Origin of the sequence: Streptomyces sp. NBC_00237 (genome assembly GCF_026342435.1) — a bacterium.
GTDB lineage: Bacteria > Actinomycetota > Actinomycetes > Streptomycetales > Streptomycetaceae > Streptomyces.
Genome location: NZ_JAPEMT010000003.1, coordinates 1100847 through 1114798 on the forward strand (window position 1 = coordinate 1100847; position 13952 = coordinate 1114798).

The 13952-nt window shown below is 69.4% G+C and carries 16 protein-coding genes and 1 pseudogene; 9 read left to right on the forward strand and 8 right to left on the reverse strand.

Annotation, left to right across the window (positions count from 1 at the left end):
• Positions 1-299: 299 nt before the first annotated feature.
• Both OG897_RS31590 and OG897_RS31595 read left to right on the forward strand, forming a co-directional pair.
• The gene (locus tag OG897_RS31590) at positions 300-446 is read left to right on the forward strand and encodes a hypothetical protein (RefSeq protein ID WP_266662160.1); all 147 of its coding nucleotides are present in this window, start codon (positions 300-302) and stop codon (positions 444-446) included.
• Positions 447-559: 113 nt separating this feature from the next.
• Positions 560-1498, forward strand: coding sequence for an NADP-dependent oxidoreductase (locus tag OG897_RS31595; protein WP_266662162.1), 939 nt, complete (start codon positions 560-562; stop codon positions 1496-1498).
• An 881-nt stretch (positions 1499-2379) separates the two neighbouring features.
• On the opposite strand, the gene OG897_RS31600 is transcribed toward OG897_RS31595, so the two are convergent.
• Positions 2380-2997 carry a TetR/AcrR family transcriptional regulator gene (locus tag OG897_RS31600; protein ID WP_266662164.1) on the reverse strand — a complete coding sequence of 206 codons (618 nt, stop codon included), beginning with the start codon at positions 2995-2997 and terminating at the stop codon, positions 2380-2382.
• Positions 2994-4403, reverse strand: coding sequence for an NAD(P)-binding domain-containing protein (locus OG897_RS31605; protein WP_266662166.1), 1410 nt, complete (start codon positions 4401-4403; stop codon positions 2994-2996). The genes OG897_RS31600 and OG897_RS31605 overlap by 4 nt, the downstream gene beginning before the upstream one ends.
• Before the next feature lie 109 nt (positions 4404-4512).
• On the opposite strand from OG897_RS31605, the pseudogene OG897_RS31610 reads away from it, so the two are divergent.
• The 4 genes and pseudogenes from OG897_RS31610 to OG897_RS31625 form a co-directional block, all read left to right on the forward strand.
• Positions 4513-4590, forward strand: a pseudogene (locus tag OG897_RS31610) (hypothetical protein); the annotation flags it as partial.
• Positions 4591-4681: 91 nt separating this feature from the next.
• On the forward strand, positions 4682-5557 hold the full coding sequence (locus OG897_RS31615) for an NAD(P)/FAD-dependent oxidoreductase (RefSeq protein ID WP_266662168.1): 876 nt from the start codon (positions 4682-4684) through the stop codon (positions 5555-5557).
• A 40-nt stretch (positions 5558-5597) separates the two neighbouring features.
• Entirely contained in the window at positions 5598-5972 is a 375-nt protein-coding gene (locus OG897_RS31620) for a helix-turn-helix transcriptional regulator (protein WP_266662170.1), read from the forward strand.
• A gap of 31 nt (positions 5973-6003) precedes the next feature.
• On the forward strand, positions 6004-6510 hold the full coding sequence (locus OG897_RS31625; RefSeq protein ID WP_266662528.1) for a GNAT family N-acetyltransferase: 507 nt from the start codon (positions 6004-6006) through the stop codon (positions 6508-6510).
• Positions 6511-6563: 53 nt separating this feature from the next.
• Here OG897_RS31625 and OG897_RS31630 read toward each other — a convergent pair whose 3' ends face one another.
• From OG897_RS31630 to OG897_RS31645, 4 genes are all read right to left on the reverse strand, one after another.
• Entirely contained in the window at positions 6564-7388 is an 825-nt protein-coding gene (locus tag OG897_RS31630) for a sulfite exporter TauE/SafE family protein (RefSeq protein WP_266662172.1), read from the reverse strand.
• 72 nt (positions 7389-7460) lie between these two features.
• Positions 7461-8528, reverse strand: a complete 1068-nt coding sequence (locus OG897_RS31635; protein ID WP_266662174.1) for an ArsO family NAD(P)H-dependent flavin-containing monooxygenase — start codon at positions 8526-8528, stop codon at positions 7461-7463.
• Entirely contained in the window at positions 8525-9643 is a 1119-nt protein-coding gene (gene arsB, locus OG897_RS31640; protein ID WP_266662176.1) for an ACR3 family arsenite efflux transporter, read from the reverse strand. Before arsB ends, OG897_RS31635 begins: the two co-directional genes overlap by 4 nt.
• A complete protein-coding gene (locus OG897_RS31645) occupies positions 9640-9948 on the reverse strand; it encodes a helix-turn-helix transcriptional regulator (RefSeq protein WP_266662178.1) in 309 nt (102 codons plus the stop codon). Before OG897_RS31645 ends, arsB begins: the two co-directional genes overlap by 4 nt.
• Positions 9949-10042: 94 nt before the next feature.
• Here OG897_RS31645 and OG897_RS31650 point away from each other — a divergent pair, with 94 nt between their 5' ends.
• The gene (locus tag OG897_RS31650) at positions 10043-10456 is read left to right on the forward strand and encodes an arsenate reductase ArsC (protein WP_266662180.1); all 414 of its coding nucleotides are present in this window, start codon (positions 10043-10045) and stop codon (positions 10454-10456) included.
• Positions 10453-11427 carry a thioredoxin-disulfide reductase gene (gene trxB, locus OG897_RS31655; protein ID WP_266662182.1) on the forward strand — a complete coding sequence of 325 codons (975 nt, stop codon included), beginning with the start codon at positions 10453-10455 and terminating at the stop codon, positions 11425-11427. Before OG897_RS31650 ends, trxB begins: the two co-directional genes overlap by 4 nt.
• Before the next feature lie 46 nt (positions 11428-11473).
• Here the strand turns inward: trxB and OG897_RS31660 are convergent, their stop codons facing one another.
• Complete coding sequence (locus OG897_RS31660; RefSeq protein ID WP_266662184.1) at positions 11474-11626, reverse strand: hypothetical protein; 153 nt, start codon at positions 11624-11626, stop codon at positions 11474-11476.
• Between OG897_RS31660 and OG897_RS41100 the strand changes: the two genes are divergently transcribed.
• Positions 11586-11729 (forward strand): co-chaperone GroES family protein, encoded by a 144-nt coding sequence (locus tag OG897_RS41100; RefSeq protein ID WP_353963768.1) that lies wholly within the window; start codon positions 11586-11588, stop codon positions 11727-11729. The genes OG897_RS31660 and OG897_RS41100 overlap by 41 nt on opposite strands.
• A 286-nt stretch (positions 11730-12015) precedes the next feature.
• On the opposite strand, the gene OG897_RS31665 is transcribed toward OG897_RS41100, so the two are convergent.
• Positions 12016-13749 carry an IS1634 family transposase gene (locus OG897_RS31665; protein WP_266662186.1) on the reverse strand — a complete coding sequence of 578 codons (1734 nt, stop codon included), beginning with the start codon at positions 13747-13749 and terminating at the stop codon, positions 12016-12018.
• Positions 13750-13952 lie beyond the last annotated feature (203 nt).

Below are 13952 nucleotides of genomic sequence, written 5' to 3' on the forward strand. Positions count from 1 at the left end.
CAGTCAGAAGCCTGTCCGGAAAACGCGAGGCCCCTCACTGAAACCGGTGCGAGGCAGCAGAAAGTACTGTGGGCCAAAGGCCCGGGAACAATGAAGCGGAAGGGCGTTTCACCAGATCATCATCCTGTCCTTTGTTCACTCAACACGCGCCGAACAGCCCGGACAACACCCGCCGGGGAGCGCTGAGATCCACGCTGTTGCAACCGATGCATTCGGGCACAGCCATGGCATATACGCTGCGGAAGCGATGCTTCCGCACGCCCGCACGCCCCCTTGCCGGGCGTTTCATCCTTCGAGGTGTGTTTGGGGCTGGGTCATGTTCCTACGCCCTGTCCGACGAGCAGCTTTGTGACATCAGGCCGGGCAGCGGCCGCCCGCCCGTACCGCAGGACGGCCCGGCGCTGCTCGACGAGGTGCGCGCGGTGGTCGCCCCCTACTACCGCTGACCGATGGCCGACCTCCCAACGGGTGTGTTCTTGAGATGGGGGTGTTGGCGACCATCGGCAGGAACGGCAAAAGAGGGTATGCGTTCCGGCCAAGATCATTCAGAATGGGCGAGATGACGACGACAAGAGTGATCACTCAGAGAACCATCGGTGCCTCCGACGTGCTGGAAGTGGCCGAAGTACCCATGCCCTCGCCGGGCCCTGGCGAGGTACTGGTACGTGTTCTGGCCACCGGTATGAACCCGGCGGACTGGAAGGTCCGCACCGGCAAAGTCGACTTCTTCGGGCCGCCGCCCTACGTCCTGGGCCACGAGTTCAGCGGCACGGTCGAGCGCGTGGGGGCAGGGGTGACCCGGTGCGAGGCGGGGGAAGAGGTCTACGGCTGGACCACTCCGCCGCACGGCAGCCACGCGGACCACGTAGTGGTGGCCGAGGACCGTGTCGCCGCCAAGCCCCGGACCCTGGACCACGTCGGTTCCGCGGCCCTGCCCATCTCGGGATTCACCGCCTACCAGGCGTTGATCACCCTTGCTGACGTGCGGCCGGGCCAGCGGGTGCTGGTCCACGGTGCGGCGGGCGGGGTCGGTCACCTCGGCGTGCAGATAGCCAAGGCCCGAGGTGCGTACGTCATCGGCACCGCCAGCGCGGCCAAGCACGACTACCTGCGTGGCCTCGGCGTGGACGAGCTGATCGACTACACGGCCGAGGACTTCTCGACGCTGCGCGGCATCGACGCCGTTCTGGACACGATCAGCAATGACTACGGGCCCCGCTCGCTCGTCACCCTCAAGCCGGGCGGCATCCTTGTGGACGTGGTCGGCGTGGGCGTGGACCGTACCGAGGTCACGGCGCGCGCCGCGGAACTCGGTGTGCGCTTCGTAGAGTTCTTCCTTGACCCGGCCCCGGCCGTGCTGACCGCGTTCGCGGCACTGGTCGACGACCACGGTGTGCGCCCCACGATCGCCGAGATCCTCCCCCTGGAGCAGGCCGCGAAAGCACACGACCTGAGCGAGACCGGCCGCGTACGCGGCAAGATCGTTCTCGTGCCGTGAGTCCGTAACATTCGCGCACCGGTACTGGACGCTCCGCGCCGGCGTTCACCGGAGCCGGACTGACGGCGACCCGCGTGGTGAGTCTGCGCCACGACGAGGAACGCAACCACCTGCTCAGGATCCGCGCCGGGCCTCCGTACTGTGCCCCGCACTCACTCCGGGCCCCCTGGCCTCCGCACGAGGGCTGTTGAACCTGAGCACATGGCCGCTCGAACAGGGGCTCGTCACCGCTACGTCCACCCGGGCAGACCACCTCACCATGACCGTCGATCTGGTGCAGGCAGCCCACCGCCACGGCCCGGCCCCGGCGACCGACGCGCTCCTGGCCGACCTCACACACCGTCCCCGGAGCCACCCGTCCGTCCGGTGCCCTCGACCTCGATCGGCTGCACGAAGCCGCGGTAAAGGAGCAGGAGGTGCTCGCCGAGGAGGACCGGGCAGCCCGGAAACGCGCTGCTGAGCAGTCCAGCGCGCCGCTCCTCCAGTCGCTCTTCGGCGCCCCGGCACTCCCGCAGTAGCCGCCACCGGCATGAGAACGGGACAGGCCCGCTCCTCGGATGCGGGCCTGTCCGTTCTCACGCAGAGTTGCCGCAGGGTAGGTTCTCAGCGCCCACGCCATATGGCGGCGCTGTGACCTGGGAGTTCTCACATGGCATCCGGCCAAGCGGCCTGTGGGATTCTCAACTCCGCGCCATATCCGCGCGGTTTCACCTGCGGTCGGGAACGTCCGAAGCGCCGACCAGAGTGTCCTGTCGAAGCGCACCTGTCGGATGGCGAGGCGCAGACCTGGTGAGGTGTCACGTTGATCGAGGACGCTGGACCTCAGTGTTCTCAACCGACATGGCTTTCACGGAATCGTGCTGACGGACGAGACGAGTGGCTCAGCCGTCCTGCTCTTCAGCGGGGCTGGTGAGGGCGAGTGCCGCGTTGAGAAGCGCTGAGGTCAGTGCGGGGAGTTGGTCGGGGGATTCGGACAGCAGGAACAGCCAGCCGAAGAGGGGGCCGACCAGCAGGGCGTTCAGGATGGCCGGGTCGGGGCGGGTGGCGGCCTCGCCGCGTGTGACCGCGCGGCCCAGGACCTCGGTGATGGTCCGACGCTGGGCACCGAGGTATTTCGCATCGAACCGGTCGCGCAGCGCGGGATCGGCATGGATATCAGCCAGCAGGCCAGGAATCGTCCCCGGCGGTGGTGAGGCCATACTGTCCGTGATCTCGGCGAGTAGGGCGGCCAGGTCGGCGCGGAGCGATCCGCGGTCGGGCGCCACGGCCAGGAACTGGCCCGGCACAAGGACATCAAAGATCATTTCTTGCTTGGTGGCGTGGTGCCGGTAGATGGCCGCCTTGCCCACGCCGGCACGCGCGGCCACCGCGCCCATCGTGAGCCGCGCGTACCCCACCTCAGCCAGCAGCTCCAGTACGGCGGAGGTGATGGCGTCATCGACGCGACTGTCCCGGGGGGCGCCCCCCTGGTTCCGGGCGGGGGTTCCCAGGTCGGTCACGAGGTGCAGCAGCCGCCCGCTGGCGCTCCGTTGACGGCTGTCGCTTCAGCGGCGGGTGCTGCGGCGCCGAGTTGCACGAGTGCGGGCTCCGGTGTCGCGCAGCAGCCTCCGGCGTCGGTCTCGGCGGCGGCCGGGTCGTCGAAGAGTCCGGCTCCGCCGCACACCCCGGTCTCGGGCAGGGTCAGCTCCATGCGGTCGGCGGAGTCGAGGTCGCCCGCGAGAACGGCGGCGACGGAGCGGACCTGCTCGTAGCCGGTCATCGCGAGGAAGGTCGGGGCGCGCCCGTAGGACTTCATGCCGACCAGGAATACCCCGGGCTCGGGGTGGGACAGTTCGCGATGGCCGTGGGGGTAGACGGTGCCGCAGGAGTGCTGGTTGGGGTCGATCAAAGGGGCCAGTTCGACCGGCGCTTGGAGGCGCTCGTCCAGACCGAGCCGGAGCTCGTCGAGGAAGGTGAGGTCGGGGCGGAAGCCGGTCAGCACGATGACCTCGTCCACCGGCTCCAGACGGCGCCCGTCCTCACCCACCAGGACGAGACGCCCGTCGGTGTCGCGTTCGACGGCGTCGGTGCGAAAGCCCGTGACGGCGTCTGCGTGGCCGTCGTCAACGGCGGCCTTTGCCGCGAGGCCGAGGGCGCCGCGGGCGGGCAGTTGGTCGGCTGCGCCGCCGCCGAAGGTGGAGCCGGAGATGCCCCGGCGCAGAACCCACACACCCTTCGTTCCCGCGCCCTCGTCGGAGGTGGCGAGGTCGGCGAGGTAGGCAAGGGCGGTGAAGGCGGAGGCGCCGCAGCCGATGACGGCGGTGCGCTTGGCCGCGTACCGGGCGCGGACAGCCGGGTCCTTCAGGTCCGGGACCCGGTAGGAGATCCGGTCGGCTGCCGCGTGTTCGCCGAGGGCGGGCAGCCCGCTGCCGCCTGCCGGGGAGGGGGTGTTCCAGGTGCCGGAGGCGTCGATGACGGCGCGGGCGAAGAGGCGTTCCTCGCGGCCGTCGGCGTGGGTGACGTGCACCACGAAGGGCTGCTTGTCCCGGTCGGCGTCCACGATCCGGTCGCGGCCCGCCCGCGAGACCCCGGTAACGGTCGCCCCCGTGCGGACGCGGTCACCGAGGACGTTGGCGAGCGGCTGCAGGTACTGCTTCGCCCAGTCGCCGCCGGAGGGGTAGGTGGCCGGGTCGGGGCGAACCCAGCCGGTGGGGGCGAGGAGCTTCTCGGCGGCCGGGTCGACGACTTCGCCCCAGGTGGAGAACAGGCGCACGTGCGCCCACTCGCGCACTGCGGCGGCGGCGTGGGGGCCGCGTTCCAGGACGAGGGGTTCGAGGCCCTGGTCGAGGAGGTGGGCGGCGGCGGCAAGGCCGGCGGGTCCGGCTCCGATCACGAGGACGGGCAGCTCGGTGGTGGGCGGGTTCACGACGGCTCCTTGCGTTGTTTCGACGTCTGTCGATGGCTTGCGCGGCCCAGCATGACACCTGTATTGATGAGCGTCAACATAGACGTTCGTCGAATTGATGGGGATTCAGATGGAGCACATCGACGCTGTGGTCATCGGGGGCGGCCAGTCCGGACTCGCCGCCGCCCACGCCCTGCTGCGCCGTGGGGTGCGGCCGGTGGTGCTGGAGGCATCCGCGCAGGCAGCCGGGTCGTGGCCGCACTGCTACGACAGCCTCACCCTGTTTTCGCCCGCCCGGCATGCGCTTCCCCGGTACCGACGGGGACCGATACCCGTACCAGGAGAAGGTCGTCTCCTACCTCACTGCCTACGCCGCCCGTCTGGACGCCGAGATCCGTACCCGCTGCCGCGTCGCCGCCGTCCGCCGCACCGGCGACGGCTTTGAGATCACCCTGGAAAGCGGCGGGCGGCTGTCCGCGCGGGTGGTGGTGACGGCCTCCGGCGCCTTCGGCAACCCCCACCGGTCGCTCCTGCCGGGTCTGGAGCACTTCACCGGCCAGGTGCTGCACGCCGCCGACTACCGCAGCCCCGACGCCCTCACCGGCCGCCGGGTGGTGGTGGTCGGGGCGGGCAACTCGGCCGTGCAGATCGCCGCCGAACTCGCCCAGACGGCCCGCGTCCCGCTCGCCTCCCGGGTACCGGTGAAGTTCACCCCGCAGCACCTCCTGGGCCGCGACCTGCACTTCTGGCTGACCCGCACCCACCTCGACGCCGCCCCGCTCGGCCGTCTCCTGTCCCGCCCGCCGGCCCAGCCGGTCCTCGACGACGGCCGCTGCCGCACCGCCCTGACCGCCGGACAACCCGACAGGCGCCCCTTGTTCACCGGCGTGGACGGTGCGAAGCTCCTGTGGTCCGACGGGCAGCGGGAGGAGGTCGACACGGTGCTGTTCGCCACCGGCTACCGCCCCGACCTGCCCTACCTCGCCACCCTCACCGGCGGCCTGGACGCCGAGGCCCGCCCCCGGCACCGTGAGGGCCTGTCCTTGTCGGTGGCGGGGCCTGGGTTCGTCGGGCTGGAGTGGCAGCGCGGCTTGTCGTCGAACTCGCTGCGCGGGGTTGGCCGGGATGCCGACCGCGTTGCCCGCCGCCTCGTTGCTTACCTGGCGGGTCGGTGAGCCCTGGCCCCCTTGCTTCGATGTGTGTCAACATAGACGTATGTCGAATGCGAAGGTGCTGCCGCTGATCGAGCCCGCCAGCGGGACGGGTGTGGTGCCGTGCTGCCCGCCGCTGACCGAGCGCCCGATGACCGCCCCGGAGGCCGAGACGGCTGCCCGGATGTTCAAGGCGCTCGGTGACCCGGTGCGGCTGCGGCTGTTCTCTGCGGTGGCCTCGCACGAGGGCGGCGAGGCGTGCGTGTGCGACATCTCCGACGTCGGCGTCTCCCAGCCCACCGTCTCCCACCACCTGAAGAAGCTCAAGGACGCGGGGCTGCTCACCTCCGAGCGGCGCGGCACCTGGGTGTACTACCGGGTCGAGCCGTCGGTGCTCGCCGCGATGGGCAAGCTGCTGGCCTTCCCGGCCGCCGCCTGACAGACGAACGAAACGGGGACAAGCGGTGGGTGTGGGCGGGGCGTTGAGTGCGGTCGTGGTGCCGCTGGTGGCGGAGCACGCGCAGCAGGTGCTGGCGATCTACCAGGCGGGCGTGGAAGAGGGCAATGCGACCTTCGAGACCCGCGCGCCCACCTGGGAGACGTTCGACACGGGGAAACTCCCCGGGCACCGCTTCGCCGCCCTGGACGAGAACGGGGCGGTGCTGGGCTGGGTGGCCGCGAGCCGGGTCTCCGACCGGGCCGCGTACGCGGGAGTGGTCGAGCACTCCGTCTACGTCGACCCCGCGGCCCGCGGCCGGGGGATCGCCGCCACCCTGCTCAAGGCGTTGATCGACTCCACCGAGAAGGCCGGGATCTGGACCATCCAGTCCGGGATCTTCCCCGAGAACACCGCTTCCCTCGCCGTGCACCAGCGGGCCGGTTTCCGCGTCATCGGCACCCGCGAACGCATCGGGCACCACCACGGGGTATGGCGCGACGTCGTCCTCCTCGAACGCCGCAGCCCCCTCGTTTTCTGATCTGTCCGGCCACGACAGCGTGCAGCTGCCTGGCAGTGCCGGGAGCGTGGGGTTCAGCCGTGCCGCGCGAGCTTGACCGAGGACACCAGCAGGATGAGGGCCAGCACGGGCACGAGCACCAGGTCGGGGAACACGCCGACCAGCACGCCGCCGAGCAGGGCACCTGCGATGGAGCCCGCGGCCATCACCGTGACGAAGCGGCGGTTGGCCCCCAGTACGGTAAAACTGCCGTCGCGGCTGTAGCGGGCGAAGGCGACCAGCATGGTCGGCAGGGAGACGAGCAGGGACAGGCTCCCGGCCGTCTTGATGTCCAGGGCGAAGAGCAGCACGATCGTTGGGATCAGCAGCTCGCCCCCGGCCACCCCCATGATTGCGGCGACCACGCCGATCCCGAAGCCGGCCGCCGCCCCGCAGGGCACCTGTGCCCACAGCGGCAGGGCGAGTGCGTCGACCGTGGCGAAGTTCGTGACCAGCAGGGCCGCGGCCATGAGGACCATCAGCACGGCCAGGACCTTGGAGAGGGTGGAGCTGCGCATCCGCACCGCCCAGCTCGCTCCGGCCCACGCCCCCAGCAGGCTCCCGGCCAGCAGGTTGGCCGCGACGGGCCAGTGTGCCGCCAGGTCGGAGGCGGGTACCGCTGCGAGGCGGGCCGGGAGGGCGACGGCGACCACGACCAGGCTCATCGCCTTGTTCAGGATGACCGCAGGGAGTACGGCGAACCCGAACAGGCCGATCAGAAGGGGGAGGCGGAATTCGGCACCGCCGAGTCCGATCATCCCGCCCAGAACGCCGATGGCCGCGCCCGCCGTGAACACCAGTGGCATCGAGCGGGCCCGGCGTACCGGGCGGGGCGGATCACAGGCGAGGGGTGCGGTCATGACGAGCAGTCTGCAGTGGTCACAGCCCCGCCGGGCAGGGGAGGAAGCCACGAACCGGATGGTCTGGCGACGTCAGTTCCGGGCGCACAGCTGCGCGATCTGACGCGCGGCGTCCCGGGCGGGGCGGCCCACCCCGATCAGGGTCGCCGAGGCCGGGCCAGTCCAGTCGCCGTACCCCAGCAGATGCAACCGCGGCTCCCCCAGCGCTTGTGTGCCGGTGGTGGGGATGTGCCCGCGCGCCCCGCGCAGGTTCAGCGGTGCGAGGTGGGAGAGCGCTGGCCGGAAGCCGGTGCACCAGATCACCGCGTCCACAGCCGCCCTGCTGCCGTCGGCCCACTGGACGCCGTCCGTGGTGAGGCGGGAGAACATCGCCGTCGCGCGCAGGAGTCCGGCGTCGCGGGCGGCGCGGACCGGCGGCACGGCCACAATGTCCCCGAGCGAGGCCACCCCGCCGGTGTCGGTGCGGCCTGCTTCCAGCGCCTTGCGGCGGGCGGTGGCGACATCGAACAGGGCCCGGCCGTCGATGTCGTCAGGCAGGAAGCGCAGCGGACGCGATGTCACCCACGTGAGTTCGGCCCGGCCGTCGAGGGCGAGGTCGGCGGCGATCTGCGCGCCGGAGTTCCCTCCGCCGACCACCACCACCCGCAGTCCGGCCAAGTCGGCCGGTGAGCGGTAGTTCACCGTGTGCAGCTGACGTCCGGCGAATACCTCCCGGCCGGGGACGGCGGGCAGGAAGGGCCGCGACCAGGTGCCGGTCGCGCTCATCACTGCCCGCGCATGCCAGGGCCCGGAGTCCGCCTCGACCAGGAGACGGTCCCCGTCGCGGCGTACGGCCTCCACCCGGGTGCCGTGCTGGACGGGCAGGTCGTACCGCTTCTCGTAGCCGGCCAGGTAGTCGGCCACGTGCCCGGCGTCCGGGTAGACCTCGCCTGTTTGGGCGGGCATGACGCGGCCGGGCAGCGAGGAGTGCTCGGCCGGGGAGAACAGGTGCAGTGAGTCCCACATGTGCTGCCAGGAGCCGCCCGGCGCCGGATCGGCGTCGAGGATCACGAACTCCAGGCCCTGGCGGCGCAGGTGGTACCCGGCGGCGAGCTCTGCCTGCCCGCCGCCGACCACCACCACATCGGTATGCCGGGTCACGGGGCCGTCGTCACCGCGTCGGCGGCGAACTTCCTTCGCCAGGCGAGCGCGACGTACACCAGGCCGATCAGCACCGGGACCTCGATGAGCGGGCCGACCACGCCGGATAGGGCCTGACCCGAGGTGACGCCGAAGGTGGCGATGGCGACCGCGATGGCCAGCTCGAAGTTGTTGCCCGCAGCCGTGAAGGCGAGGGTAGCTGTGCGGTCGTAGGCCAGGCCGAGGCCCTTGCCGAGGAGGAAGGTCCCGAAGAACATCACCGCGAAGTACACCAGCAGCGGGAGCGCGATGCGCACGACGTCCAGCGGCTGGGAGGTGATCGTCTTGCCCTGCAGGGCGAACAGGACCACGATCGTGAACAGCAGCCCGTACAGGGCCCAGGGGCCGATCTTCGGTAGGAACTTTGCCTCGTACGCCTCGCGGTCCATCTTCTGCTCGCCGATGCGGCGGGTCAGGAACCCGGCCAGCAGCGGGGCACCGAGGAAGATGACCACGTTCAAGGCGATGTGCCACACGGACACGTCCAGGCCCTGGCCGTCCCCGAGGTTGAGCCAGCGGGGCAGCAGGTCGAGGTAGAACCAGCCCAGCAGCCCGAAGGCGAAGACCTGGAAGACCGAGTTCAGGGCGACGAGGACGGCGGCGGCCTCGCGGTCGCCGCAGGCGAGGTCGTTCCAGATGATGACCATCGCGATGCAGCGGGCGAGGCCGACGACGATCAGTCCAGTGCGGTACTCGGGCAGGTCCGGCAGGAACATCCAGGCGAGGGCAAACATCACCGCGGGCCCGAGGATCCAGTTGATGACCAGCGAGGAGACCAGCAGTTTGCGGTCGCTGGTCACGCGGTCGAGGCGGTCGTAGCGGACCTTGGCGAGGACCGGGTACATCATCACGAGCAGGCCGAGCGCGATCGGCAGGGAGATGCCGCCGATCTCGATCTTCGCGAGCGCGTCGTTCATGCCGGGGATGAGGCGTCCCAGTCCGAGGCCGACGGCCATGGCCAGCAGGATCCACACCGCGAGGTAGCGGTCGAGGGTGGAGAGCTTCTTGACGATCGAGTCGTCCCCGGCCGGACCGGAGCCGTCAGACGGTGCGGTGGTGGGCTCGGTGGAGGTCACGGGCAGGCCCTCTTGTTCTCGGCAGCGGTACGGGCGGAGTCGGCCAGCGCGGCGAACTGCGCGGACAGCCCGTCCAGGACCTCGGGCTTGAGCTTGTAGTAGGTGAACCGGCCGCACGGCTCGGTCTCCACGATTCCGGCCTCGCGCAGCACCTTCATGTGGTTGGAGAGGTTGGTCTGCTTCGCTCCGGTCTCCTCCACCAGGTGCGTCGTGCAGAGCGTTTCGCGGGCGAGCAGGGTCACGATCTGAAGGCGGAGCGGATCGCCCAGCACCCGGATTACATCAGGATCGACTGAAGTCAGCATGTGCTGATACTTTCACATCATTGCCTGCTGATACCAGCGAGGGCTGAAGTCATTGGCGGCCGGGTTCCGGCCTGCGACGAAAGAGACCCACACCATGGCCGACAAGCCGTCCGTCCTGTTCGTCTGCGTCCACAACGCCGGCCGTTCCCAGATGGCCGCCGCCTGGCTCGCCCACCTCGCCCAGGGCCGTGTCGAGGTCCGTTCCGCCGGATCCAGCCCGGGCTCGGCCGTGAACCCGGCGGCCGTCGAGGCCATGGCCGAGGTCGGCCTCGACATCTCCGCCGAGACCCCGAAGATCCTCACCGTTGACGCGGTGAAGGAGTCGGACGTCTGCATCACCATGGGCTGCGGCGACACCTGCCCCGTCTTCCCCGGTAAGCGCTACCTCGACTGGCAGCTCGAAGACCCCGCCGGGCAGGGTGTCGAGGCCGTGCGCCCGATCCGCGACGAGATCAAGACCCTGGTCGAGGGCCTGATCGCCGAGATCGCCCCGGAGAAGACCGCATGAGCGAGATACGCGACGTCGTCATCATCGGCTCCGGCCCCGCCGGATACACCGCAGCCCTCTACACTGCCCGCGCCCAGCTGAAGCCGCTGCTGTTCGGCAGCAGCATCTTCGTCGGCGGCTCGCTGACCACCACGACCGAGGTCGAGAACTACCCCGGTTTCCCCGACGGCGTCGACGGCCCCGTCCTGATGGAGAACATGCGGGCCCAAGCAGAGAAGTTCGACGCCGAGATGATCGACGACGACATCGTCTCCGTCGACCTCACCGGCGACATCAAACTCCTCACCGACTCCGAAGGCACGGTCCACCGCGCGAAGACGGTGATCATTGCGACCGGCTCCGGCTACCGCAAGCTCGGCCTGCCGAACGAGGATGCACTGTCCGGGCGCGGGGTGTCCTGGTGCGCGACCTGCGACGGGTTCTTCTTCCGGGAGCGCGACATCGTCGTGGTCGGCGGCGGCGACACCGCCATGGAAGAAGCCACCTTCCTCACCCGCTTCGCCTGCTCGGTCACCGTCGTCCACCGCCGCTCCACCCTGCGCGCCTCCAAGGTCATGCAGGACCGGGCCTTCGCCGACGACAAGATCTCCTTCGCCTTTGACACAGAGATCGCCGAGATCAAGGAAGCGAACGGCATGCTCGGCGGTGTCGTCCTGCGCGACGTCTTCACCGGAGCCACTCGCACTCTGGACGTCACGGGGCTGTTCATCGCGATCGGCCACGACCCGCGTACCGAACTCTTCACCCAGCAACTCGACCTGAACGCCGAGGGGTACATCAAGGTGGCCTCCCCGTCGACCCGGACCAGCCTGCCCGGAGTCTTCGCTGCCGGCGACGTCGTCGACCACATCTACCGGCAGGCCATCACCGCGGCGGGAACGGGTGCTGCTGCGGCTCTGGACGCAGAGCGGTATCTGTCGGCCACGAAGTCGGTGCAGGCTGAACGAGTACCTGCCAGTGTCCTGACCTGAGGACGGCGAATAAGCGAGTCCTGTGGGCGCGCAGCCTCCCGTCGACTCACTGCTCCTGAGGTGGCTCGCCGGGCATGTCCAGCAGGGTGATCAGCTCTTTTGCCTCCTTGATGAGAGGTTGGCCGCGGCGCGTTACCTTGACCGGGCGTTTGCGGTGGTTGAACACGGCGAATCCGGCGGCCTCCAGTGTCGGCGACACCGTAATCCTCCCCGAGTACGGGGGGAGCAACGTCGGGAGCGACGACAAGGAACTATTCATCTTCCGCGAGCACGACATCCTGGTGTGTCTTGACAAGAACTAAAAGGCAGCGCTGCCATCCCGCGTTCCAGACCGGTGACCACCCTGGGTCGATCTCATCAAGGGCATCCCGCCGCGTCTGTGACAGCCCGCCCGTGCTGGCGTCGTCGGGGAGTTCGGCCTCCAACTGCTCGGCACGCGCGTCCGCGAGCCGTGCGGCCGTCCGCAAACTTCTTGCCTGGGTTCCGCGTAATTCGTTCGGCTGGAGACGCGAATCCGGGGTGTGACCTGGGCGGACATGGGTGAAGGCGCCTGGAGAGCGTTTCTCTAGGCGCTGGTGTTCTGGCTGGTCAGCGGGGTGTGGGCTTCAGGTCGATGATCTGCTTCGGGACGGGGACGTCGAGCTTGGCCAGCAGGTCACGCTGGGGCTTGGTGAGGGCGGTGACCTGCTTGAACTGTCCGGTGGGCCCGGTGAAGGTGCCCAGATGGAGGCGGTCGAGTTCGCGGCGGGCAGTGGTCCAGGTAGTGCCCGTGGTGGTTTCGGTGATCCGGATCAGCAGCAGGGCCAGCCAGCAGAGCAGGACGTGTGCACGGATCCTTTCCTCGCGGCGGTGGTAGACCGGTCTGAGGTCGATGATCTGCTTCATGTCCCGCCAGCCGCGCTCGACTTCGAGGAGCTGCTTGTAGCCGAGTGCGATGTCCTCGGCGGACAGGTGCGGGTCGCTGCAGCGCAGGAGGTACTTGCCGTCGAGGTTGGCCTCGGTCTTGACGCGGGCGGTGTCGAGGCGGAGCTTGCCGGTAGGGGTGGTGCGCAGGTAGCGGTTCAGGCCCGGCTTGCCGGCGATCTTCCCGCGGAGCTCTCCGCGCTTGAACTCGCTCAGCTTGTCAGTGTCCTCGATCAGCTCGCTGAGCTGGGCGACGAGCTGTTCTCGGACGTGTTCGTCGCGGAGGGCGGCTTCGGGGTTGTGGCAGATCACGAAGCGTTCGGCATCGGAGACGCGGACCTCCTTGACCCGCATGTTCCTGGTGATCTCGGCATAGCGGCCCTGCCGGGACAGGGCGGCCTGGGCCTCGTCGCTTCCCGAGCGGAGCTTCTCGCCGATGATGTAGGCGTCGGCGCCCTGGCGGAGGTAGCGACGGTTGCGCTCGGACGAGAAGCCACGGTCGGTAACCCACACGATCTTGGAGAGGGTCCAGTCCCGCATGTCGTCCTTGACCTGCCGGATCAGCCTCTGGTCACCTGTGTTGCCCGGCCATGACCAGACCCTGACCGGGATGCCGTCGCGGGTGACGGCCATCCCGATCACGATCTGCGGCAGGTCGTCGCGGGAGTCCTTCGACTTGCCCCAGGTCCGAAAGCCCACCGGACCGGGCACCTGGCAGTCCTGTTCACCGCTGGCACCGGCCGGTGCGTCCTCGGTGGCGGCGGGCATGCCGCGTTCGTCGCGGGCGACGGGCGTATCGGCGTCCTCGACCTCGAAGTAGGTGCTGGTGGTGTCGAAGAAGAGCAGGTCGACCTCCAGGTTGAGGAGGTTGGCGACCTCGTCGAAGACCTGCTTCTCCAGGTCTCCTGCGACCTCGTGGAGCCAGTCCATCGCCCGGTAGCAGGCGTCGTCATCGACCGTGTCCAGCCCGTCGACGTGCACGTCGTGGCTGAGCCACTCGGCGGCGGCCAGTTTCGAGGACGGGGCCAGGGCCCGGTTCGCGACCAGCCCGAACAGCACCCGCTCGGTCGCCGTCATGTCCCGGCGCCGGCCGCGCTTGGGCTGCCCGACCCGGCCCACGATCTGGTCGATCCGCAGTCGCCGCCACAGTTGATCGAGAACGTAGGCGCCGCCGAAGGCGACCGAGGAGACGTACTCCAGGTCGCCCGCCGCCGTCGAGGCCAGCGCCTCTCCCGGCTCCAGCAGTCGCGATAGAGACGCGACCAGCCGTTTGATCGCGTCGCGGTCCAGGTCGTCATCGCGGCCGAAGGAGTACAGGACCCTCGGGACGGCCCGCCCCTTCACTGGATCCCACTCGTTGTGGGCCAGATGCAGGTACCGGACCGTGCCCGACTTGTTCTCCCGCTTCGTCGTCTTCACGTACACGACTCCAGACCCTATGGAGCAACTCCAGGTCACCGCAGGCGAATTGACGAAACCGCGTCTCTAGACGAATCTCACCGTTCCACCAGCCCTCAGGCCGTCGACCTGCACGTTCAGACCGCCAGGACCTCCAGCCAGGCCGAATTGCGCGGAACGCAGGTCTTGGCCCAGGTCCCAATCGGGTAGCCGTCCCACATCGC

Coding starts and splice junctions, on each gene's coding strand:
- OG897_RS31630 (WP_266662172.1), bottom strand. CDS start 7,388: ATGACCGCACCCCTCGCCTGTGATCCGCCCCGCCCGGTACGCCGGGCC.
- OG897_RS31615 (WP_266662168.1), top strand. CDS start 4,682: ATGCGCTTCCCCGGTACCGACGGGGACCGATACCCGTACCAGGAGAAG.
- OG897_RS31645 (WP_266662178.1), bottom strand. CDS start 9,948: ATGCTGACTTCAGTCGATCCTGATGTAATCCGGGTGCTGGGCGATCCG.
- trxB (WP_266662182.1), top strand. CDS start 10,453: ATGAGCGAGATACGCGACGTCGTCATCATCGGCTCCGGCCCCGCCGGA.
- OG897_RS31650 (WP_266662180.1), top strand. CDS start 10,043: ATGGCCGACAAGCCGTCCGTCCTGTTCGTCTGCGTCCACAACGCCGGC.
- OG897_RS31620 (WP_266662170.1), top strand. CDS start 5,598: ATGTCGAATGCGAAGGTGCTGCCGCTGATCGAGCCCGCCAGCGGGACG.
- OG897_RS31595 (WP_266662162.1), top strand. CDS start 560: ATGACGACGACAAGAGTGATCACTCAGAGAACCATCGGTGCCTCCGAC.